The 21,105-nt window shown below is 73.6% G+C and carries 18 protein-coding genes; 7 read left to right on the top strand and 11 right to left on the bottom strand.

Annotated features, from left to right (window positions below; all coding sequences use genetic code 11):
- Window positions 1-45 precede the first annotated feature (45 nt).
- Window positions 46-585 (bottom strand): hypothetical protein, encoded by a 540-nt coding sequence (locus ACF09K_RS05455; RefSeq protein ID WP_392241189.1) that lies wholly within the window; start codon window positions 583-585, stop codon window positions 46-48.
- A gap of 478 nt (window positions 586-1,063) precedes the next feature.
- Window positions 1,064-1,468: a type II toxin-antitoxin system PemK/MazF family toxin gene (locus ACF09K_RS05450; protein ID WP_392241188.1), complete on the bottom strand. Its 405-nt coding sequence runs from the start codon at window positions 1,466-1,468 to the stop codon at window positions 1,064-1,066.
- Window positions 1,469-1,476: 8 nt separating this feature from the next.
- On the opposite strand from ACF09K_RS05450, the gene ACF09K_RS05445 reads away from it, so the two are divergent.
- Window positions 1,477-1,698 carry a tyrosine-type recombinase/integrase gene (locus tag ACF09K_RS05445; protein ID WP_392241632.1) on the top strand — a complete coding sequence of 74 codons (222 nt, stop codon included), beginning with the start codon at window positions 1,477-1,479 and terminating at the stop codon, window positions 1,696-1,698.
- 132 nt (window positions 1,699-1,830) lie between these two features.
- Here the strand turns inward: ACF09K_RS05445 and ACF09K_RS05440 are convergent, their stop codons facing one another.
- Together ACF09K_RS05440 and ACF09K_RS05435 are read right to left on the bottom strand one after the other, a co-directional pair.
- Entirely contained in the window at window positions 1,831-2,307 is a 477-nt protein-coding gene (locus ACF09K_RS05440; RefSeq protein WP_392241187.1) for an excalibur calcium-binding domain-containing protein, read from the bottom strand.
- 195 nt (window positions 2,308-2,502) lie between these two features.
- Entirely contained in the window at window positions 2,503-3,660 is a 1,158-nt protein-coding gene (locus ACF09K_RS05435) for an alkaline phosphatase PhoX (RefSeq protein ID WP_392241186.1), read from the bottom strand.
- Between the two features lie 151 nt (window positions 3,661-3,811).
- Here ACF09K_RS05435 and ACF09K_RS05430 point away from each other — a divergent pair, with 151 nt between their 5' ends.
- Window positions 3,812-4,732, top strand: a complete 921-nt coding sequence (locus tag ACF09K_RS05430; RefSeq protein ID WP_392241185.1) for an oxidoreductase — start codon at window positions 3,812-3,814, stop codon at window positions 4,730-4,732.
- 124 nt (window positions 4,733-4,856) lie between these two features.
- Here ACF09K_RS05430 and nirD read toward each other — a convergent pair whose 3' ends face one another.
- From nirD to ACF09K_RS05415, 3 genes are read right to left on the bottom strand one after another with little or no spacing between them, the layout of a single operon-like run.
- Window positions 4,857-5,210, bottom strand: a complete 354-nt coding sequence (gene nirD, locus ACF09K_RS05425; protein WP_392241184.1) for a nitrite reductase small subunit NirD — start codon at window positions 5,208-5,210, stop codon at window positions 4,857-4,859.
- Window positions 5,207-7,813 (bottom strand): nitrite reductase large subunit NirB, encoded by a 2,607-nt coding sequence (gene nirB, locus ACF09K_RS05420; protein ID WP_392241183.1) that lies wholly within the window; start codon window positions 7,811-7,813, stop codon window positions 5,207-5,209. Before nirB ends, nirD begins: the two co-directional genes overlap by 4 nt.
- Entirely contained in the window at window positions 7,814-9,040 is a 1,227-nt protein-coding gene (locus ACF09K_RS05415) for an NAD(P)/FAD-dependent oxidoreductase (protein WP_392241182.1), read from the bottom strand.
- 226 nt (window positions 9,041-9,266) lie between these two features.
- Here ACF09K_RS05415 and ACF09K_RS05410 point away from each other — a divergent pair, with 226 nt between their 5' ends.
- The gene (locus ACF09K_RS05410; RefSeq protein ID WP_392241181.1) at window positions 9,267-10,049 is read left to right on the top strand and encodes a sulfite exporter TauE/SafE family protein; all 783 of its coding nucleotides are present in this window, start codon (window positions 9,267-9,269) and stop codon (window positions 10,047-10,049) included.
- Window positions 10,050-10,194: 145 nt separating this feature from the next.
- Here the strand turns inward: ACF09K_RS05410 and ACF09K_RS05405 are convergent, their stop codons facing one another.
- The 4 genes from ACF09K_RS05405 to ACF09K_RS05390 all read right to left on the bottom strand — a co-directional run bounded on the left by ACF09K_RS05405 (window position 10,195) and on the right by ACF09K_RS05390 (window position 15,108).
- Window positions 10,195-10,812, bottom strand: coding sequence for a class F sortase (locus ACF09K_RS05405; RefSeq protein ID WP_392241180.1), 618 nt, complete (start codon window positions 10,810-10,812; stop codon window positions 10,195-10,197).
- A 116-nt stretch (window positions 10,813-10,928) separates the two neighbouring features.
- Window positions 10,929-11,459 (bottom strand): hypothetical protein, encoded by a 531-nt coding sequence (locus ACF09K_RS05400; protein WP_392241179.1) that lies wholly within the window; start codon window positions 11,457-11,459, stop codon window positions 10,929-10,931.
- 469 nt (window positions 11,460-11,928) lie between these two features.
- Entirely contained in the window at window positions 11,929-14,172 is a 2,244-nt protein-coding gene (locus tag ACF09K_RS05395; protein ID WP_392241178.1) for a molybdopterin oxidoreductase family protein, read from the bottom strand.
- A 249-nt stretch (window positions 14,173-14,421) separates the two neighbouring features.
- The gene (locus ACF09K_RS05390) at window positions 14,422-15,108 is read right to left on the bottom strand and encodes a vancomycin high temperature exclusion protein (protein ID WP_392241177.1); all 687 of its coding nucleotides are present in this window, start codon (window positions 15,106-15,108) and stop codon (window positions 14,422-14,424) included.
- Between the two features lie 221 nt (window positions 15,109-15,329).
- Between ACF09K_RS05390 and ACF09K_RS05385 the strand changes: the two genes are divergently transcribed.
- From ACF09K_RS05385 to dnaG, 4 genes are all read left to right on the top strand, one after another.
- Window positions 15,330-16,265: a sirohydrochlorin chelatase gene (locus ACF09K_RS05385; RefSeq protein WP_392241176.1), complete on the top strand. Its 936-nt coding sequence runs from the start codon at window positions 15,330-15,332 to the stop codon at window positions 16,263-16,265.
- Window positions 16,266-16,356: 91 nt separating this feature from the next.
- Window positions 16,357-17,610, top strand: a complete 1,254-nt coding sequence (locus tag ACF09K_RS05380) for a deoxyguanosinetriphosphate triphosphohydrolase (protein WP_392241175.1) — start codon at window positions 16,357-16,359, stop codon at window positions 17,608-17,610.
- Between the two features lie 161 nt (window positions 17,611-17,771).
- Entirely contained in the window at window positions 17,772-19,037 is a 1,266-nt protein-coding gene (locus ACF09K_RS05375; protein ID WP_392241174.1) for an NAD(P)/FAD-dependent oxidoreductase, read from the top strand.
- A 160-nt stretch (window positions 19,038-19,197) separates the two neighbouring features.
- Window positions 19,198-21,102, top strand: a complete 1,905-nt coding sequence (dnaG, locus tag ACF09K_RS05370) for a DNA primase (RefSeq protein WP_392241173.1) — start codon at window positions 19,198-19,200, stop codon at window positions 21,100-21,102.
- Window positions 21,103-21,105: the final 3 nt, after the last annotated feature.

Below are 21,105 nucleotides of genomic sequence, written 5' to 3'. Positions count from 1 at the left end.
AAGAGACTCGCCCCGATCGGCAGATCCGATTCGGGCCGCAAACCACTAAGGTGCGGCTCCTGGTCCTGCCGGCTGTTGCTGCTGCGCCGGCTGTTGCTGCGGTACCTGTTGCTGTTGCACGGCCTGATCGACACCCGCGTATCGCCCCTGCTTGTTGATTGCTGCGATCACCATCTCGGGTGGCTGTACCTGATGAAATCTCGTTTCATGCTCCTGGTTCAGGACACCGAACAGTTTGTTCGCGGCGTGACCTGTGATGTTCAGGGCCTCTTGTTTTTTGGTTTCGGGACTTTCCAGCGTCAGGTTGAGCATGGAGATTTCCCATTCGCTGATCACCTGCGCAAGGGTTATCGACTGAGCCTGGAAAATTGCCCATTGCTCTTGCCATCCCCAGAACGCCTTCAACGCCGCCGACACGGAGATCGCCACACTTACGGTAGCGAGAAGCCAAACTTTGCTCACGGTCTGCGGGTAGATGAAAAGCAGTGGCAATACGACGCCGAGGCAGACCTCGACAGTCCCGAAGAGTCGGTACCAGGTCCCGCTCGTGCGAGCGAAGAATCGAGACCTTTTGCGATGCGTCACCAGGAGTCTCCTCATGATCACATCGCATTCGGGGAAGTGCTTTTCGATTTCCTGGTGCCATTCGCGTCGCGCCCGAATTACTGGCCTGTGTGGTTCACTTGCGGCTGATGAACTGCTCACCATGCCCCCCCGGAATTTTTTCGAACTATCGTCCAGTTGTTTCGTTTGTGGCTCCGTTGCACGCCGGTGTTGCTTATCCTAGCGAGCTGCGTGGTCGACGGGACGGCTTTGGGGTGGAGCTGCTTTGGGGGGATTGTCCATGGACCGTAAGCTTCCGGCGAGTCGGGTAGTCGGTGGACCTGCCCGTAAAGCATGAGGCTGGGGTCATGATCTCAGAGGCGCGCTCCAAGGCTGCGGCCTGATAATCCAGCCGTAGATCGTGATCTCGATGGTGAGGGGCGCCGAGGAGACGCGTGGCCGGCGTCGATCATCCGGACGAGATCGACCACACCATCGGGGACGTCCGTTCCTTCTGGGCCTACCCGAGTCCACCGAGACGGAGGGCATCCCTTATCTCGCCGAGCTTCGCGGTCGTCGTCGAGGTACGCTCCTTCGCCTGTTCACCGAGACGGAGGGCATCCTCGATCTCGCCGAGTTTCGGGGAGGACAGGGCGCCGGCCCGCTCGATCAGGTCGTCCCGGGACACGGTGGTCAGCCACGTGCACGGGGTGAAGCCTGGACGCGGGAACGCGAACCGCAGCACGCCCTCGAAGGGCAGTCCTTCCATGGCGCCCACCGCCACTTCGACGCCCAGACCGCTGATGTCGACGCCCGCCGGAGCGACGACCTGCATCACCCGGATCCCGGACGCGTCGTCTCCCGACAGCAGTACGACCAGCCGCCGCTCGTCGAACTCGACCCACCAGACTTCGCCACGTTGCACATGTCCTCCTGACACGGGACGGCAGGCGGACGCCGCGCGACCTGCGCCACTTCTACGCCTCCGTGCTGATCAAGAACGGGGCCACGCCGAAGCAGGTTCGGATGCGGTTCGGTCACGCCAAGCCGTCGATCACGCTCAACGTCTACACCCACCTGTGGGAGGCGGAGGCGGAGGCGGAGGCGGATCGGACGGCCGACATGACGGAGGCCGTCCTGAGGGATGTGCCCTGAGAGTGCCCTGAGGGCATGAAGCACGGCTGACTTCCCAGGCGGGGGAGTCGGCCGTACACCCTGTGCGGGGTGCCGCCCTCTCCCGCTGTTCCCTCGCGCCGCTCCAGATCCGACCGGCCCCCTCCCGGGCCGCTACTCGCAGCCCGTGCCGTCGCCGTCCCGGTCCAGGTGCCTGCCGTAACCGGGGTCGCCCGCGTGGACGGGGGCCGCGCCGGCGGCACGGGCCGCGGTGCAGTTGGCGTAGTAGGCGCTGTCGGAACCGCCCGAGCCCCCCGAGTCGCCGGAGCCTCCCGAACCGCTGCCGTACGCGCCGCTGTCGTCGTCCGCCGCCTCCGCCTTCGCCGTGACCGTCTTCGTCACCTTCACCGTCTCCGTCGCGGTCACCGTCTCCGCCGGCGCCGGGGCGGCCGTCGCGGTGGCGGTCGCCGTCGTCGTCACCGTGACCGTCGGCCGGGGCTCGGCGGCCAGGGGTTCGGCGGCCGTCGCCGGGTCCTCGGCGCTGCCGCCCATGCCGATCCCGGCGGACAGGGTGAGGGCCAGCGCGGGCAGGACGTAGCGCTTGCGGGCCCATTTCGGGGCGGGGCGGGTGGTGGTGTACGGGTTGCTCATGTCGTCCCCCTGAGACGGTGGTGTCAGGGGGACGACCGTAGGGGGCCGGGACGGAGGGTGAAGGCTTCGTGGCTGATTCGTGATGAAGATGTGTGGGACATCCGTCCGGGGTGGTGTCCGCGGGATCGCGGGGCGGGCGCCGGGCGGGCGGGGACGGTGCCCCGGCCCGCCCCGGCCCGCCCTGCCCCGGCCCGGTCAGGTCCGGAAGGGGCCCTTCACCTCGTACGTGATGCCGCCGGACGAGCTGCCCGACGTGCCGCGCTGGCTGGAGAAGTACAGGCGGGTGCCGTCGGGGGAGAAGGCCGGGCCGGTGATCTCCGAGCCCGACTGGCCGTCGACGCGCAGGAACGGGGCGACCACGTCGGACGGGGTGATCACGCAGATCTCCATGTTTCCGCCGTCCTCCGCGACGAACAGGTCGCCGGACGCGGAGCCGGTGATGTTGTCGACCCCGGTGAGGGGGGCCGTGCCGGAGACCAGGGAGTCGTCGTAGGCCAGCTCGTAGGTGTTGTTCACGAGGTTCAGCTGCCAGACCCGGTTGTCGCCCTTCGTGGTGAACCAGACGGTGTCGTCCGCGTAGTGGCAGCCCTCGCCGCCGTTGAAGGACTTGGCGCCGGACACCTGGGTGCGGGTGGTGGTGGGGGAGCCGTCGGGGTCGGGGACGTTCGCCCAGGTGAACGAGCCGGACGTGGCGCTGCCGGCGACCATCACCTGGAGCGTGCCGGAGGCCAGGCTGCCCCAGGTCGTCGGCACGAAGCGGTAGAAGCGGCCGTCCGTCTCGTCCTCGGTCAGGTAGACCACCTTGCGCACCGGGTCGGCGGCGGCCGCCTCGTGCTTGAAGCGGCCCATCGCCGGCCGCTGCACGGCCGCGTCGACGCCCCACGGGTCCGTCTCGTAGACGTAGCCCAGTGACACCTCCTCGCACGACAGCCAGGTGTTCCACGGGGTCTTCCCGCCCGCGCAGTTCTGCCGCGTGCCGGACAGGATGCGGTACGCGCCGGTCACCGTGCCCGTCGACGAGAACCGCACCGCGCTCGCCCCGCCGGACGGGTTGATCTCCGAGTTGGACACGTAGATCCAGCCCGTGCCGTCCGCGTAGCAGGCCCCGCCGTCAGGGGCGTTGTGCCACGTGTACGACGTGCCGGGCACGGTCTGCCCGGAGCGGGCGATCACCCGGCTGGTGAAGCCGCTCGGCAGCCTGATGCCGTTGGCGTCCGGCGCGCCGAGCGCCCCGTACGGGCTCGTGCCGGGCTGCGCCGGCGCGGCGTACGCGGCGCCGCGCCACAGGGTCCCGCCGAGCACGGCGGAGGACCCGCCGAGGACGGCCGCGCGCAGGAGGGTACGACGTTCCACGCTCACTCCCAAGGGGTGTCGTGCGTGCCCGCGGCCGGCCGGCCGCGGGGTCGTGCGGTCAGGGACGCTACGAGCGCAGGGTGACCGTGTCGTGGACACGCCGTGACGGGGAAATGCCTAGGCTGGGGACAGCAGCGGAGGGAGCACGGCCGTGACCGGCTGGAACACGCACGACATCCCCGACCAGGGCGGCCGCACCGCCGTCGTCACCGGCGCCAACGGAGGGCTCGGCCAGGTCGTCGCGCGCGAGCTGGCGCGGAAGGGGGCCCGGGTCGTCCTCGCCTGCCGCAGCGAGACCCGGGGACGGGAGGCCGTGGCCCGTCTGACCGACGAAGTGCCGGGCGCGGAAGTGGAGCTGCGGCGGCTGGACCTCGGCGACCTCGCCTCCGTCCGGGAGTTCGCCCGGCCCTGGGACCGCCTCGACCTGCTGGTCAACAACGCGGGCGTGATGGCGATGCCGTACGGCACGACCGCCGACGGGTTCGAGACCCAGTTCGGCGTGAACCACCTCGGCCACTTCGCCCTCACCGGACTGCTCATGCCCGCGCTGCTCGCCGCGCCCCGGGCCCGCGTGGTGACCGTCTCCAGCATGGCCCACCTGCTCGGGAACATCGATCCCGGCGACCTCGACAGCGAGCGGAGATACCGTAGGTGGGTCGCCTACGGCCGTTCCAAGACGGCCAACCTGCTGTTCACGCACGAGCTGGCGCGCCGGCTGGAGGCGTCCGGCGCACGGGTGACCGCGGCGGCCGCGCACCCCGGGTACGCGGCGACCGGCCTCCAGACGGCCGGACCCCGCGCGCGGGGCAGCCGGACCGCCGAGCGGCTCATGTCCGCCGGCAACCGCGTCCTCGCCCAGTCCGCCGAGGCGGGCGCCCTGCCCGTGCTGTACGCCGCGACCGCGCCGGACGTCCGCCCCGACTCCTTCACCGGCCCGTCCCTCGCGATGTGGCGAGGGACGCCCGCGCCCTCGTGGCGGGCGCCCTGGACCCTCGACGACCGGGCGGGCCGCCGCCTGTGGGCGGAGTCCGAGCGGCTCACCGGGGTGTCGTACGACAGCCTCGGGAGCTGACCGGGCGCCCGCGCGGACCGACTCCCGCGCAGACGCCCGACCATCCCATCGGCCCGGCCGGCCATCCCGCCGTCAGCCCGCCCGGCCATCCATCAGCCCGCCCGACCGTCCGGCCGCCCGGTCGTCAGCCCGCCGCCCGCACCCCGTACGTCGCGATGCGGACCGCGTCGTCGTCCAGGCACTGCCCGCTGCGCAGGTCGAAGCGCTGCTTGAGCAGGGGCGAGGCGACGAACGGCCGTCCCTGCGCCGAGCCGGTCAGGCCGCGGGAGAGGACCGCCGCGCCGCTGAACGGGTCGCGGTTGTCCACCGCGTACAGCTCCCCCGCCCGGTCCCGGAACAGGGCCGCCTGGCGGCCGTCCGGCAGCAGGGCCGCCACGCCGCGGCCGGGGACCAGCAGGCTCAGGTCGCAGACCGTGAGCCAGTCCTCGCCGAGCCGGAGCTGCACCTTCAGGTCGGTGGTCTCGAGTGCCAGGGTCATCGCTGGGCGCTCCCTTCCAGGGGACGGTGGCCGATGGAGAGCAGCGGCAGATCGGGCTTGATCTGGTCGCGCTCGGGGACGAAGCCGACGACCGGGTCGGGGGTGTCCGGCGCGTTGACGAAGGACACGAACCGGGCCAGCTTCTCCGGGTCGTTGATGGTGGTCGCCCACTCGTCGGCGTAGTGGGCCACGTGCGCGGCCATCAGGGACTCCAGCTCCTCGCAGATGCCGAGGGAGTCCTCCACGACCACGTCCCGCACGTGGTCCAGGCCGCCGGGGATGCGCTCCAGCCAGGTCGAGGTGCGCTCCAGCCGGTCGGCGGTGCGGATGTAGAACATCAGGAACCGGTCGATCAGCCGGATCAGCTCCGCGTCGGTGAGGTCCTGGGCGAGGAGGTCGGCGTGGCGCGGGGTGGCGCCGCCGTTGCCGCCGACGTACAGGTTCCAGCCGTGGGAGGTGGCGATGACGCCGAAGTCCTTGGACTGGGCCTCGGCGCACTCGCGGGCGCAGCCGGAGACGGCGGACTTCAGCTTGTGCGGGGAGCGCAGGCCCCGGTAGCGCAGCTCCAGGTCGATCGCCATGCGGACGGAGTCCTGGACGCCGTAGCGGCACCAGGTCTGCCCGACGCAGGACTTCACGGTGCGCAGGGACTTGCCGTAGGCGTGACCGGACTCGAAGCCGGCGTCCACCAGGCGGGTCCAGATCAGCGGGAGCTGTTCCACGCGGGCCCCGAACATGTCGATCCGCTGGCCGCCGGTGATCTTCGTGTAGAGGCCGAAGTCGCGGGCGATCTCGCCGATGACGATCAGGCCCTCGGGGGTGACCTCGCCGCCGGGGATGCGCGGCACCACCGAGTAGGAGCCGTTCTTCTGGAGGTTGGCGAGGAAGTGGTCGTTGGTCTCCTGCAGCGCCGCCTGCTCGCCGTCCAGGACGTAGCCGCTCGCGCCGATCACGGGGGCGAGGGAGGCGATGACCGAACCGACCGCGGGCTTGCAGACGTCGCAGCCGTCGCCGCCCCGCGCGCCGTCGCGGCCGTAGCGGTCGAGCAGGTCCTGGTAGGTGTTGACGCGCAGGGCGAGGACGATCTCGTACAGCTCCTCGCGGGTCTGCGCGAAGCAGCCGCACAGGCCCTTGTCGACCTCGACGCCGCTCGCCTCCAGCTCGGCGGTGACGAGCTGGCCGAGGACCTTGACGCAACTGCCGCAGCCGGTACCGGCCTTGGTGCACTTCTTCACCTCGGGCACGGTGGTGCAGCGGTGTTCGGTGACCGCGCCGCGGATGGTGCCCTTGGTGACGTTGTGGCAGGAGCAGATCACCGCGTCGTCGGGGAGCGCGGACGGACCGAGCCCCTCGCCGCCGCCGGCCCCGGCGGGCAGGACCAGCGACTCGGGGGAGACCGGCGGGACGGAACCGGTGAGGGCGCGCAGGGTGCCGTAGGCGTCCGCGTCGCCGATCAGGATGCCGCCCAGCAGGGTGCCGTCGCGGCCGATGACCAGCTTCTTGTACAGGCCCGAGCGGGAGTCGGAGTACACGACGTCCAGGCAGTCCTCGGCGGTGCCGTGCGCGTCGCCGAAGGAGGCCACGTCCACGCCGAGCAGCTTCAGCTTGGTGGAGAGGTCGGCGCCGGTGAACGACTTCTGCTCGCCCTCGTCGGCGGCGATGGCCGCGGCCGCCGTCTCGGCCTGCTCGTAGCCGGGGGCGACCAGGCCGTACACCCGGCCGTCGGAGGCCAGCGCGCACTCGCCGATCGCGAAGACCTGCGGGTCGCCGACCGTGCGGCACCGCTCGTCGACGGCGATGCCGCCGCGCTCGCCGACCGTCAGTCCGCAGTCGCGGGCCAGCTGGTCGCGGGGGCGGACACCGGCGCTGAACACCACCAGGTCGGTGGCGAGTTCGGACCCGTCGGACAGCCTCATGCCGGTGACGGCACCGGAGGCGTCCGTCAGGATCTCCTGGGTGCCGACGCCCGTGTGGACGCTCAGGCCCATCTCCTCGATGGTGCGCAGCAGGGCCGCGCCACCGCCCTCGTCGACCTGCACCGGCATCAGGCGCGGCGCGAACTCCACGATGTGGGAGGTGAGTCCGAGGCCCTTCAGCGCGCCCGCGGCCTCCAGGCCGAGCAGGCCGCCGCCGACGACCGCGCCCGTCGTGGCCCGCGACTTGGCGTACTCCTCGATGGCGAGGAGGTCCTCGATGGTGCGGTAGACGAAGCAGCCCTCGGCGTCCTTGCCCGGGACCGGCGGCACGAACGGGTAGGAGCCGGTGGCCAGCACCAGCACGTCGTAGCCGACGACCAGGCCCGAGCGGGCGGTCACCGTGCGGGCGTCGCGGTCGACGCTCTCCGCCGGGTCGCCGACGCGCAGTTCGATGCCGTGGGCCTCGATGAACCCCGGATCGGTCAGGGAGAGGTCCTCGGGCGTCCGCCCCGAGAAGTACGAGGTGAGCTGGACGCGGTCGTACGCGGGTCGCGGCTCCTCGCACAGCACGACGACGCGGTGCGTGGCGGTCAGGCCGCGGTCGGCGAGCGCCTCGAGGAAGCGCTGGCCGACCATGCCGTGGCCGACGAGGACGATCGTGGGGGTGGCCCCCGGGGCGGCGGTCATCTAGGAGCCTCCATCGTTGGTGAGCAGGTGGAGCAGGGGGCCGTCGTCGGGAAGCGGCTCCGCTCCCTCCCAGGCGCGGGCGAGCGCGCCGACGGTGCCGAGTTCGCCGACGAGGACGCCGCCGACGAGGCGGTCGTCGCGGACGACGACCTTGCGGTAGGTGCCGCGGGTGGCGTCGGCGAGCCGGACGACGTCGTCGCCGGGACGCGCCTCGGTCTCGCCGAACGCGGCGAGGTCGAAGGCGGCGAGGCCGAGGGCGGAGTGCCCGTGGAGCGTGAGGCGGGTCAGCGAACGCGTCCCCGCGTAGCGGGCGCCGGTGTCCCCGGCCAGCGACGCGGCCAGCACGTCCGCCTGTTCCAGCGCGGGCGAGGCGAGCCCGTAGACCTCGCCCCGGTGCTGGACGCAGTCCCCGACCGCGCGGATGTGCGGGTCGGAGGTGCGCAGCTCGTCGTCGACGAGGACACCCTTGTGGACGGCGAGCCCGGCCTGCTGCGCGAGGCCGGTGCGCGGGTGGACGCCGCAGGCCAGCACCACCAGGTCGGCGTCGAGGGCGTATCCGTCGGCCATCTCCACCGAGCGGACGGCGCCGCCGACGCAGCGCACGTCGCGGACCCGGCACTCGGTGTGCACCTCGACGCCGAGGCCCCGCAGGTGCCGCAGCACCAGCGCCGAGGCGTCGGGGTCGAGCAGGCCCTCCATGAGCCGCTCGGACTGCTGGGCGAGGACCACCTGCGCGCCGCGGGCGGCGAGCGCGCGGGCGGCGGAGACCCCGAGGAGCCCGCCGCCGACGACGACGGCCCGCACGCCCGGCCGGACCGCCTTCGACAGCCCCAGGCAGTCGTCCATGGTGCGGAAGGCGTGGACGCCCTCGGGCAGTTCGCGGTCCGGCGTGAACAGTCCGCGCAGCGGCGGCAGCACCGGGTTGGAGCCGGTGGCCAGCACCAGCGTGCCGTAGGCGATCTCCGAGCCGTCCGCGCAGGCCAGGCTGCGCCGCTCGCGGTCGATGCCGGTCACCCGGGTCCGGACCAGTTCGGCGGGCGCGGGCAGCGCGATCACCTCGGGGGCGTACCGGCCGGCCAGCACCTCGGCGAGCAGGACCCGGTTGTAGGGCCGGTGCTCCTCCTCGCCGATCAGCAGGGCGGGCGTGCCCAGCTCACCGAGCCGGCGGGCCAGGCGTACGCCCGCCAGGCCGGCTCCGATCACCACCACACGCTCGTTCGAGGTCATGACACCGAGCGTGCGGTGCGGAGGTTACCCGGCCGCATCACCGTTGTTTCCCGTGAGGAACGCTGCCCTCAGCGGGGGAGGGGTCCGCGTGTGAGGGTTCCCGGGGGCGCGAGGGGACCGGTGTGAGCTTCCGGCCGCTCGGCGGGGGCGCGTGTGACCGGCCCCATGCTCAGAAGTGCCTCAGTTCGATGGACGGGCCACGTATCCGGTCCCTAGGGTCGCGATCATGCCCGACATATCTCTGACCACGGTCGTCGTCCTCTGTCTCGCCGCGCTCGCGGCCGGCTGGATCGACGCCGTGGTCGGCGGGGGCGGGCTCCTGCTGCTGCCGGTCCTGCTGCTGGGCCTGCCGGCCGGTACGCCGGCCGCGCACGCGCTCGGCACCAACAAGGCGGTCGCGATCGTCGGCACCTCCGGCGCGGCGGTGACGTACGCCCGCAAGGCGCCGGTCGACGTGGGGGTCGCCGTACGGATCGGGCTCGCCGCGCTCGCCGGGTCCTCCGGGGGCGCCTTCCTCGCGGCCGGGATGAGCACGGAGGTGCTCAAGCCGGTGATCATGGTGGTGCTGCTCGGCGTCGCCGCCTTCGTGATCCTGCGCCCGGCCTTCGGCACCGCCCCCGCCACCGGCCCGGCCGGCCCGCGCCGCGTCCTCGCCGCGATCGGCCTCGCGGGTCTCGGCATCGGTTTCTACGACGGGCTCGTCGGCCCCGGCACGGGCACCTTCCTCGTCCTCGCCCTGACCGCCGTCCTCCACCTCGACCTGGTCACCGCCTCCGCCACCGCCAAGATCGTCAACTGCTGCACCAACGCGGGCGCCCTGGCCATGTTCGCCTGGCAGGGCGCGGTCCTGTGGCAACTGGCGCTCCCGATGGCCGTCTTCAACCTCGTGGGCGGCATGCTCGGCGCCCACACCGCCCTGAAGAAGGGCAGCGGCTTCGTCCGGATCGTGCTGCTGACGGTCGTCTTCGCGCTGGTGGCGAACCTGGCGTACGAGCAGTGGGTGGCGTAGGGCGCGGCGGGGCGGGTGCGACGGCGGGGCGGGTGCGACGCCGGGACGGAAGTCCGTGCGGCGTGGGAGGTCGCGAGCCCGTGCGGCGCGGGAGGTCGCGGCGTGGTGACGCGGGGCGGGCGCGGCGTGGTGACGCGGTGACCTCTCAGCGGCTCCCCGTCAGGTGCGCGAACACCACCACGTTCCCCCGGTAGCCGGTCGTCCGCGAGTAGCCGCCGCCGCAGGTGATCACCCGCAGCTCGGGGCGCGCCGAAGCCCCGTAGACCTTCGCGTCGGGGAAGGCGCGGGCGTCGTAGACCTCGACCGCGTCGACGGTGAACACCGCGACCCCGCCGTCGCGCCGGTCCACCTCGATGGTGGCGCCCCTGCGCAGCGCACCGAGGTCGTAGAAGACGGCCGGGCCGTCCGCGTTGTCGACGTGCCCGGCGACGATCGCGGTGCCCCTCTCGCCGGGAGTGGTGCCGGACTCGTACCAGCCGGCGAGGTTCTTGCGCGCGGCCGGCGGCACGTCGAGGCTGCCGGACGCCGTCAGGCCGAGGCCCGTGAGGGGGGCGTCGACCCGGATCGACGGGATGCGGACACGGTCGGGCGGGGACGGCGGCAGCGCGGGCGCGGACCGCGGGTCGGCGCCGCCCGGACGGGCCTCGGCGGCCGACGGCTGCGGCGGGGCGTGCGTACCGGCGCCGTGCAGCAGCCACACCCCCGAACAGAGGGCGACCGCGGTGACGGCGGCTATGACGGTGTCGCCTACGGTTCTGCGCATGCGTGAGCACCCCTCTCCCTGACGGAAACCCCGTGCCCCCTCCGGGTCGCGAGGGGCGTCGGACCCGGAGGGGAGGGGACATGCGGTACCGGCGGACGGACAGCGGAGGGTGCCCGTCAGATCCCGTCGCCTCTCGCCCGGCGATGCAGGAGCCAGGTACCGCCCGCGGCGGCGACGGCGAGAGCCGTCACACCGGCCGCGGTCTGCACGGGATCGGGGCCCAGAGCGCCCCCGACCCCCGTCTTCACACTTCCGCGCGGATACACCTGCTCCCGCGCGGAACTCAGGACGACCACCAGGTCCCCGGCGATCCTGCGCCCGTCCGCGGCGCACTGCGCGACGATCTCGTACGTCCCCGGCTGCGCGCTCGGCGGCACCTGGAACTGCCCGATCGCCTGGCCGTCGTGGCTGCTCGGCGCGAGCGTGAAGGTGCCGGCGCCGACCGCGCCGGCGTCGCCCGCGGCCGCCCCGGGGTCGCCGCAGGCGGCCGTGTTCACGGTGACCTGACCGCCCGGCATCGCGGTGGAGGGGTACACGTCCATGCCGCCGCTTCCGGAGACGGCGGCCTGGACGGGTGCGGCGAACCCGGCCGCGGTGGCCGCGGCGAGCGCGGCACCGGTCAGCAGTCGGGCGGCGGTACGTCGCATCGGTGCTCCTCCGAGCTGTCGCGGGAGCGGCCCGCGACATCCCCATGTGCCGCTGCGTCGGTCGCTCCCCTGCTCCTCCGAGGTAAGTGGCAGCGACGCGAGCCCGCTTCCTGAGGGAGCGTCAGGAATGTGGTGAACGGGTGTCGGACGGATCGGCCGCGAGGGTGCATCCCCGACCGTTCCCGCAGGTCACCGCCGTGCGCCGAGCCACCTGCGGAAAAGCGGCCGAAGGGTGCGGGGAGGGGGGTGAACGGGTGACCCCGCGAGCCCGGCACGATCCGGACGAGAGGCCCTAGGGCGTGTTTCGAAAGTGGCGTCGTCTGCCCGAAGGGCAGGCCCGGCGGCGTCTGGTGCGTGCGATCGCAAGGCGGAGGGTCGCCCCGATACTGGTTGTATCGGGGCGATCCCGACAACGCGGCGAGCGTGCGTGCCAGGCGTCGCCGGGCAGACGGGACTTTCGAAACACGCCCTAGGCTCCGGCGATCTCCACCCGCACCGCGCACACCTTGAACTCGGGCATCCGCGAGGCCGGGTCCAGGGCGGGGTTCGTCAGCGTGTTGGCACGGCCCTCGCCCGGCCAGTGGAAGGGCATGAAGACGGTGTCGGGGCGGATGCCGCTGGTGATCCGGGCCGGTGCCACCGCCCGGCCCCGCCGCGACACGACGGCCAGCGGATCGCCCTCGGCCGCACCGAGCCGCGCCGCGAGGCGGGGGTGCAGTTCCACGAACGGGCCGGGCGCGGCGGCGTTCAGCTCCTCCACGCGCCGGGTCTGGGCGCCGGACTGGTACTGGGCCACCACCCGCCCGGTGGTGAGCAGGACCGGGTACTCCGCGTCCGGTTCCTCCGCGGCGGGCCGGTGCGAGACCGGCACGAAACGGGCCCGGCCGTCGTCCGTGGCGAACCGGTCGAGGAAGAGGCGGGGCGTGCCGGGGTGGACGGCGCCGGTGTCGGCGTCGGCGTGCCGGGAGTCCTCCGGGAACACGCCGGAACCGGCGCCCTCCCCGCCGTCGGCCCCGGCCGCTCCGGCCACCGCTTCCGCCGCTCCGGCCACCGCTTCCGCCGCTCCGGCCACCGCTTCCGCCGCTCCGGCCGGCACCGCCGTTCCCGCCGGTGCCGGGCAGGGCCAGAAGACCCCGTTCTCCTCCGCCAGGCGCCGGTAGGTGATCCCGGAGTAGTCCGCGGGTCCGCCCGCGCTCGCCCGGCGCAGTTCGTCGAAGACCTCCTCGGGATCGGTGGGGAACCCCTTCTCCACCCCGAGCCGCGCGGCCAGTTCGTGCAGCACCTCCAGGTCGCTGCGCACCCCCTCGGGCGGAGTGACCGCCCGCCGCCGCAGCAGCACCCGGCCCTCGAGGCTGGTCGTCGTCCCGGTCTCCTCGGCCCACTGGGTGACGGGCAGCACGACGTCCGCGAGCGCGGCCGTCTCCGACAGCACCACGTCGCAGACGGCCAGGAAGTCCAGGGACCGGAGGCGCTCCTCGACGTGCGCGGCACGCGGCGCGGACACCACCGGGTTGGACGCCATCAGCAGCAGCGAGCGGATGTCGGTGCCCATCGCGTCCAGCAGCTCGTAGGCGCTGCGCCCCGGACCCGGCAGGCTGTCGGGGTCCACCCCCCACACCCCGGCCACGTGCCGGCGGGCCGCCGGGTCGTCCAGTTTGCGGTAGCCGGGCAACTGGTCGGCCTTCTGGCCGTGTTCGCGCCCGCCCTGTCCGTTGCCCTGGCCGGTGAGGCAGCCGTACCCGGACAGCGGGCGCCCCGCCCGGCCGGTCGCCAGGCACAGGTTGATCCACGCGCCGACCGTGTCGGTGCCCTTGGACTGCTGCTCGGGACCGCGTGCGGTGAGCACCATCGCGGTCTCCGGCTCGCAGAACATCCGTACGGTCTCCCGGAGTTGCGGAACGGACACCCCCGTGATCCGTTCCACGTGCTCCGGCCAGTGCGCCATCGCCGCCGCCCGGGCCTCCTCCCAGCCGGAGGTCCGCTCCCGCACGTACTCCTCGTCGACCCGTCCCTCGGCGACGACCAGGTGCAGCAGCCCGAGCGCCAGCGCCAGATCGGTGCCGGGCCGGGGCGCCAGATGCAGGTCGGCCTGCTCGGCGGTCTTCGTGCGGCGCGGGTCGACGACGATCAACGTGCCGCCGTTCTCGCGCAGTTCGCTGAAGAAGCGCAGGGACGGCGGCATGGTCTCCGCGAGGTTGGATCCGACGAGGATCACGCAGCCGGTCCTCGGGATGTCCTCCAGCGGGAACGGCAGCCCCCGGTCCAGGCCGAAGGCCTTGACGCCGCCGGCCGCGGCGGACGACATGCAGAAGCGGCCGTTGTAGTCGATCTGCGAGGTGCCGAGCACCACCCGCGCGAACTTGCCGAGCGCGTACGCCTTCTCGTTCGTCAGGCCGCCCCCGCCGAACACCCCGAGCGCGTCGGGGCCGTGCTCCGCCCGGATCCCGCCCAGCGCACCGGCGATCCGGTCGAGGGCCTCGTCCCAGCCGGCGGGCACGAGCGTGCCGCCGGAGCGCACCAGCGGCGAGGTCAGCCGCACCCGGGACGAGAGCACCGCCGGTGCCGTGCGGCCCTTGCCACACAGCGCGCCCCGGTTCACCGGGAAGTCCGCGCGTTCGGTCACCTCGACGCCGCCCTCCGGCGTGGGCGACAGGTTCATCCCGCACTGCAGGGCGCAGTACGGGCAATGGGTGGGCGTCGAGGTGGTCTCCATGCGGTTCAGCGTGCTTCGGCCTTGTTACGCGCCGTGCGGCCTCCTGTTACGGCGGTGTGGTGGTGCCCTCCCGGCGGACGCCCGCCCGGCGTGAGGAGGGCACCCGGCAGGCGGACGGGCAGGCGCGTGGGCGGACGGGCAGGCGTGCGGGGAGCCCTCGAAGAGACCCCGGAGCCCCCGGAGAGACCCCGCAGACCCGGACACCCCGCAGACCCGGAAAGTCCTCGGGTCCCCGGAGACGAGAGGACGTCATCCGTCCCGTCCGGCCGCCGCCAGCGCCCGGGCCACCCCCGGCTCCCGGGGCCCGAGGAACCGCGGATCCGGCTCGAACACCGCGTCCAGCGCCGCCTTGCCGGCCGCGAAGATCTCCCGCGCGCCCCCGTAGTACCAGGTCACGTCGTGCTTCGCGGCGACGCCGACGCCGTACGACTCGACGCCCGCCGCCTCGCACAGCGCGACCGCCCGCCGGATGTGGAAGCCCTGGCTGATCAGGACCGCCCGGTCGACCCCGAAGATCTTCTTCGCGCGCACGCAGGAGTCCCAGGTGTCGAACCCCGCGTAGTCGCTGACGATCCGCCCGTCCGGGACGCCGTGCCGCGTCAGGTAGGCGCGCATGGCGTCGGGCTCGTCGTAGTCCTCACGGCTGTTGTCCCCGGTGACGAGCACCACCCTGACGCGCCCCTCCCGGTACAGCGTCGCCGCCGCGTCCAGCCGGTGCGCGAGGTACGGCGACGGCTCCCCGGCCCACAGTCCGGCGCCGAACACCACCGCGACGTCGGTGCGCGGCGCCTCGGCCGTCGTGCCCAGCCGGTCCGCGGTGGAGACGTACAGCCAGGTGGCCGGGAGCAGCCCCAGCACACAGGCGGCCACCACCCCCTGCACCAGCCGCCGCCACCCGGCACGGGTACGCGGCAGCCGCGGTCGACGGATCTTCATACGGTACTCCCTGCTGCCCCTCCGGCTCCGACCCGGAAAGACGCGACGGGAGGTGATCCGGTTCGGCCACCCGCACGTCACCCCGGTCACATCCGCGCCCTTCACCCCGCACGCCCCCCGCGCGGCACCTCACACCGCGGCCGCACGCGCCGTGAACCCCCGGAAAACACCCGTGACGGTCACGCAACGGGGGTGCAACCTCGTGCCGCCACGATCGTTCCATGACGGCGTCGCCCTCCCCGGACGACGAGACGCACGACGAATCCCCCCACCGCCCCGGCGGCACGCCGCCCGGCGGCGCCCGCCCCGACAGGACGGCGCACCCCATGAACCGCATCAGCTCCCGGCCCGCCGGCCGACCCGGCCCCGTCCCGCTCGACCGCCGCCGGCGCCCCGGCCCGCCCGCGCTGGTGGTCGTCGCCCACGGCAGCCGCGACCCGCGCGCCCTGCGGACCGTCAACGCGCTCCTGGAGGACGTCCGCGGCCTGCGCCCGGGCCTGCCCGTGCACCTCGGGCACATCGAGCTGAACGAGCCGCTGCTGTCCGACACCCTCGCCGGCCTCGACGCGGCGGACACGGCGGACACGGCGGGCGCGGCGGGCGCCGAGGGCGCCGTCCTCGTACCGCTGCTCCTGAGCCGCGGCTACCACGTGCGCCGGGACATCCCCGAGGCGGCCGCCGCGGCGCGGCTCCGCACGCGCGTGGCCGCACCGCTCGGCCCGCACCCCCTCCTCGTGGAGACGCTGCACGATCGCCTCGTCGAGGCCGGCTGGCGCACCCCGGCGACGGACGCCGAGCGCCGCACGAGCGCGGTGGTCCTCGCGGCGGCGGGCTCCCGCGACCCGGACTCGGCCGTCGACACCGGCCGTACGGCCCGGCTCCTCGCGGACCGCCTCGGCGTCCCCGTGGTCCCGGCGTACGCCTCCACGGCCGCGCCCACCGTCCCCGACGCCGTCCGCGCGCTCGCCGCGCGGGGCCGCCACCGGGTGGCCGTCGCCTCCTGCTTCACCGCCCCCGGCCGCTTCGCCACCGAGTGCGCGCAGGCCGCGCCCTGGATCGCCTCGGCCCCCCTCGGCACCCACGAGGCGATGGCCCGCCTGGTCCTGCACCGCTACGACCAGGCACGCGCGGCGACCGCCGACAGCCACGCCGCCTGAGGGGACGCGCCCCGCCCGCACCGCGCCCCTCCGCGGAACCCGGCAACCGCGTGGCGCCCCGATTGTCACCGCCGCCGCTTACTGTCGGGACATGCCCTACGACGAGCCGTCAACCGAACGCTGGGCGGCGGAGCCCGACAAGCGCCCCGGCCGCACCGCCTTCCAGCGCGACCGCGCCCGCGTCCTGCACTCCTCGGCGCTCAGGAGGCTCGCCGGCAAGACCCAGGTGGTGACCCCGGGCACCCGCACCGAGGCCTGGGACGCCACCCCCCGCACCCGCCTCACCCACTCCCTGGAGTGCGCCCAGGTCGGCCGGGAGCTGGGCGCGGCCCTCGGCTGCGACCCCGACCTGGTCGAGGCGGCCTGCCTCTCCCACGACCTCGGCCACCCCCCGTTCGGGCACAACGGCGAACAGGCGCTGAACGACTTCGCCCGCGACTGCGGCGGCTTCGAGGGCAACGCCCAGTCGCTGCGCCTGCTCACCCGCATCGAGCCCAAGCGCTTCACCCCCGAGGGCTCCGTCGGCCTCAACCTCACCCGCGCCGCCCTCGACGCCGCCACCAAGTACCCCTGGCCGCGCGGCGCCCACCCCACCGACCCGGCGTCCCCCAAGTTCGGCGTCTACGACGACGACCGCCCCGTCTTCGACTGGGTCCGGGGGGAGGCCCCCGGCACCCGCACCTGCTTCGAGGCGCAGGTCATGGACTGGTCGGACGACGTGGCCTACTCGGTGCACGACGTGGAGGACGCCCTGCACGCCGGCCACATCGACCCCGGCTGCCTGTACGCCGAACCGGAGCGCGCGGAGGTCTTCCGCGTCGCCGTCGGCCGGTACGTGCCCGCGGACACCGACCCGGCGGAACTCGCCGCCGCCCTCGACCGCCTCCAGGACCAGCCGTGGTGGCCGCACGGCTACGACGGCACGGCCGTGGCCCAGGCCCGCCTGAAGGACGCCACCAGCCAGCTCATCGGCCGCTTCTGCCTGGCCGCCGAGACCGCCACGCGCGCGCGGTGGGGCACGGGACGCCTCACCCGCTACGGCGCCGAACTCGTCGTGCCCCGCGGGACGCGCCTGGAGTGCGCGGTCCTCAAGGCCGTCGCCGACCGGTACGTGATGCAGCGCGCCGAGCAGGAGCTGCTCCGCGCCGACCAGCGCGTGGTCATCGGCGAGCTGGCCGAGGCGCTCACCGCCCGCGCCCCCGACGGGCTGGACCCCCAGTTCCGCGCCCTGTTCGACCGGGCCGGGGACGACCGCGCCCGCAAGCGGGTGATCGTCGACCAGATCGCCTCGCTCACCGACGCCTCGGCCCGCTCGCTGCACGCCCGCCTCACCACCGGGCCGTGAACCGGGCCGTGAAGCCGGCGGGCGGGCCGGCCGGGGGGCCGGACGGGCGGCCGGACGGGCCCGAAGGTGACACTCCGTGGCCTGATCGGGTCACCCCCTCTTCCCCCGGCCTGCCGCGTGCGGGACGCTCGGGTGGCGGCACCGTTACGAGGAGGCATCACGTGGTCGACGCGGACCAGACATTCGTCATCGTCGGAGGAGGCCTGGCCGGCGCCAAGGCGGCCGAGACGCTCAGGGCCGAGGGCTTCACCGGCCGCGTGATACTGATCTGCGACGAACGGGACCACCCCTACGAGCGCCCGCCGCTCTCCAAGGGCTTCCTGCTCGGCAAGGAGAGCCGCGAGAGCGTCTTCGTGCACGAGCCCGCCTGGTACGCCCGCAACGACGTCGAGCTGCACCTGGGCCAGAGCGTCGACGCCGTCGACCGCACGGCCAGGACCGTCCGCTTCGGCGACGACGGCACCCTCGTCCACTACGACAAGCTGTTGCTGGCCACCGGCTCCGAACCCCGCCGCCTCGACATCCCCGGCACGGACCTCGCGGGCGTCCACCACCTGCGCCGCCTCGCCCATGCCGAGCGCCTCAAGGGCGTCCTCACCGCACTCGGCCGGGACAACGGCCACCTCGTGATCGCCGGCGCCGGCTGGATCGGCCTGGAGATCGCGGCGGCGGCCCGCGGGTACGGGGCGGAGGTCACCGTCGTCGAGCCGGAACCGACCCCGCTGCACGGCGTCCTCGGCCCCGAACTGGGCAACGTCTTCGCCGAGCTGCACCGCGAGCACGGCGTCCGCTTCCGCTTCGGCGTCCGGCTCACCGAGATCGTCGGCCAGGACGGCATGGTCCTCGCCGCCCGCACCGACGACGGCGAGGAACACCCGGCGCACGACGTGCTCGCCGCGATCGGGGCCGCCCCGCGGACCGCCCTCGCCGAGGCCGCCGGACTGGAGCTGGCCGACCGCGCCCACGGCGGCGGCATCGCCGTGGACACCCGGCTGCGCACCTCCGACCCCGACATCCACGCCGCCGGCGACGTGGCGTCCTTCCCGCACGGCCTGTTCGACACCACCCTGCGCGTCGAGCACTGGGCCAACGCCCTCAACGGCGGACCGGCCGCCGCCCGCGCCATGCTCGGCAAGGACGTCACCTACGACCGGGTGCCCTACTTCTTCTCCGACCAGTACGACCTGGGGATGGAGTACAGCGGGTGGGCGCCGCCGGGGACGTACGACGAGGTGGTGATCCGCGGGGACGCGGGGAAGCGGGAGTTCATCGCGTTCTGGGTGAAGGAGGGACGCGTGCTGGCGGGAATGAACGTCAACGTGTGGGACGTCACAGAGCAGATCCAGCGGCTCGTCCGCTCCCGCGGACGGGTCGACACGGAGGCACTGGCCGATCCCCGGGTGCCACTGGACACCCTCGGTTCCTAGGCCGGGTCCCGCCGCCCGCGCGCGTACCGCCGTGCCCCGGCCGGGGCACCGGTCCCCGCCCGCGCGCCGCCGGTCCCCGTCGTTCGCGCGGTGCCCCGTGCCCCGGCCCCGGGCACGGCGGCGTCCCCGGGCTGTCGGCGCGCCCCCGTAGAATCGGCGCGTGGCAGGACGGATCAACGACGAGGACGTGAAGGCGGTTCGGGACGCGGTTCCGATCGACGCCGTGGTGTCCGAGTACCTCCAGCTGCGGAACGCGGGCGGCGGCAACCTCAAGGGCCTGTGCCCCTTCCACGACGAGAAGTCCCCGTCCTTCCAGGTCAGCCCCGGCAAGGGGCTCTTCCACTGCTTCGGCTGCCAGGAGGGCGGCGACACCATCACGTTCGTGATGAAGGTCGACCACCTCACCTTCTCCGAGGCCGTCGAGCGCCTCGCCGCCCAGGCCGGCATCACCCTGCGTTACGAGGAGGGCGGCTACAACCCCTCCCACCAGCGCGGCGAACGCATCCGCCTGGTCGAGGCCCACAAGATCGCCGCCGAGTGGTACGCCGAACAGCTCGCCGTCAGCCCCGAGGCCGACGCCGGCCGGATCTTCCTCGCCGAGCGCGGCTTCGACCAGGCCGCCGCCGTCCACTTCGGCGTCGGCTACAGCCCCCAGGGCTGGGACCACCTCACCCGCTTCCTGCGCGGCAAGGGCTTCAGCGACAAGGAACTGGTCCTCTCCGGCCTCGCCCAGGACGGCCGCCGCGGCCCCATCGACCGCTTCCGCGGCCGGCTGATGTGGCCCATCCGCGACATCGGCGGCGAGGTCGTCGGCTTCGGCGCCCGCAGGCTCTACGAGAGCGACAACGGCCCCAAGTACCTCAACACGCCCGACACGGCCATCTACCGCAAGTCGCAGGTCCTCTACGGCATCGACCTCGCCAAGAAGGACATCGCCAAGACCTCCCGCGCGGTCGTCGTCGAGGGCTACACCGACGTCATGGCCTGCCACCTGGCCGGCGTCACCACCGCCATCGCGACCTGCGGCACGGCCTTCGGCACCGACCACATCAAGATCCTCCGCCGGCTGCTGATGGACAACGGCTCCGCGCGCGTGATCTTCACCTTCGACGGTGACGCGGCCGGCCAGAAGGCGGCCCTGCGCGCCTTCGAGGACGACCAGAAGTTCGCCGCCGAGACGTACATCGCCATCGCCCCGGACAACATGGACCCCTGCGACCTCAGGCTGGCCAAGGGCGACGAGGCGGTCGCCGACCTCGTCGAACCCCGCACCCCGCTGTTCGAGTTCGCCCTGCGCCAGATCGTCGCGCGCTACGACCTGGAGACCCCGGGCGGGCGGGCCGCAGCCCTCGACGAGGCCGCCCCGGTCGTCGCCCGCATCAAGAACAGCGGAGCCCAGCACGAGGTCGCCGTCCAGCTCGCCGGCATGCTCGGCATCCTCGACACCCAGTTCGTCGTCAAGCGCGTCGCGCAGCTGGCCCGTTGGGCCCGCGACCGCGGCGGCAGGGGCCCGGCGCCGGCCCGCGCCGGCTCCGCCCCGTCCTACGAGGCCGCCCCGCGCCCCGCCGTCACCGGCCCCGCCCTCACCCTGCGCAATCCCGTCTACGCCACCGAGCGCGAGCTGCTCAAGCTCGCCCTCCAGCGTCCCGAGCTGGTCTCCCCGGCCTTCGACGCGTACGGCGTCGACGAGTTCACCGCCGCCCCCTACGCCGCCGTCCGCGCGGCGATCCAGGACGCGGGCGGCGCCGAGTACGGCACGCAGGACCCGCAGGACTACCTCGTCCGCGTCCGCGAGGCCGCCCCCGACGACACCGTCCGCGCGATGGTGACGGAGCTGGCGGTCGAGGCGATCCTGCGCAAGACGGTGGACGAGGTGTACGCCGGCGCCCAGCTGGTCACCGTCCGCCGCCGCGCCGTCGAGCGGCGCATCCGCGACGTCCAGTCCCAGCTGGCCCGGCTGTCCGCCGGCGGCGACCCGGCCCGACTGGCCGCCGTCCAGAACGAACTGTGGGTCCTTCAGCAGTACGACCAGGCCCTGCGCGGGCACGGGGCCGCGGCTCTGTGAGCA

It is taken from the genome of Streptomyces sp. NPDC014882 (assembly GCF_043081325.1).
Classification (GTDB): Bacteria; Actinomycetota; Actinomycetes; order Streptomycetales; family Streptomycetaceae; genus Streptomyces.
The sequence above is the reverse complement of the archived record's forward strand: the minus strand, read 5'-3'. Positions and strand labels throughout refer to the sequence as shown.

Coding starts and splice junctions, on each gene's coding strand:
- ACF09K_RS05390 (WP_392241177.1), bottom strand. CDS start 15,108: ATGAAGATCCGTCGACCGCGGCTGCCGCGTACCCGTGCCGGGTGGCGG.
- ACF09K_RS05400 (WP_392241179.1), bottom strand. CDS start 11,459: ATGCGACGTACCGCCGCCCGACTGCTGACCGGTGCCGCGCTCGCCGCG.
- ACF09K_RS05440 (WP_392241187.1), bottom strand. CDS start 2,307: ATGAGCAACCCGTACACCACCACCCGCCCCGCCCCGAAATGGGCCCGC.
- ACF09K_RS05415 (WP_392241182.1), bottom strand. CDS start 9,040: ATGACCTCGAACGAGCGTGTGGTGGTGATCGGAGCCGGCCTGGCGGGC.
- ACF09K_RS05385 (WP_392241176.1), top strand. CDS start 15,330: ATGACGGCGTCGCCCTCCCCGGACGACGAGACGCACGACGAATCCCCC.
- ACF09K_RS05405 (WP_392241180.1), bottom strand. CDS start 10,812: ATGCGCAGAACCGTAGGCGACACCGTCATAGCCGCCGTCACCGCGGTC.
- ACF09K_RS05410 (WP_392241181.1), top strand. CDS start 9,267: ATGCCCGACATATCTCTGACCACGGTCGTCGTCCTCTGTCTCGCCGCG.
- ACF09K_RS05380 (WP_392241175.1), top strand. CDS start 16,357: ATGCCCTACGACGAGCCGTCAACCGAACGCTGGGCGGCGGAGCCCGAC.
- nirB (WP_392241183.1), bottom strand. CDS start 7,813: ATGACCGCCGCCCCGGGGGCCACCCCCACGATCGTCCTCGTCGGCCAC.
- nirD (WP_392241184.1), bottom strand. CDS start 5,210: ATGACCCTGGCACTCGAGACCACCGACCTGAAGGTGCAGCTCCGGCTC.
- ACF09K_RS05395 (WP_392241178.1), bottom strand. CDS start 14,172: ATGGAGACCACCTCGACGCCCACCCATTGCCCGTACTGCGCCCTGCAG.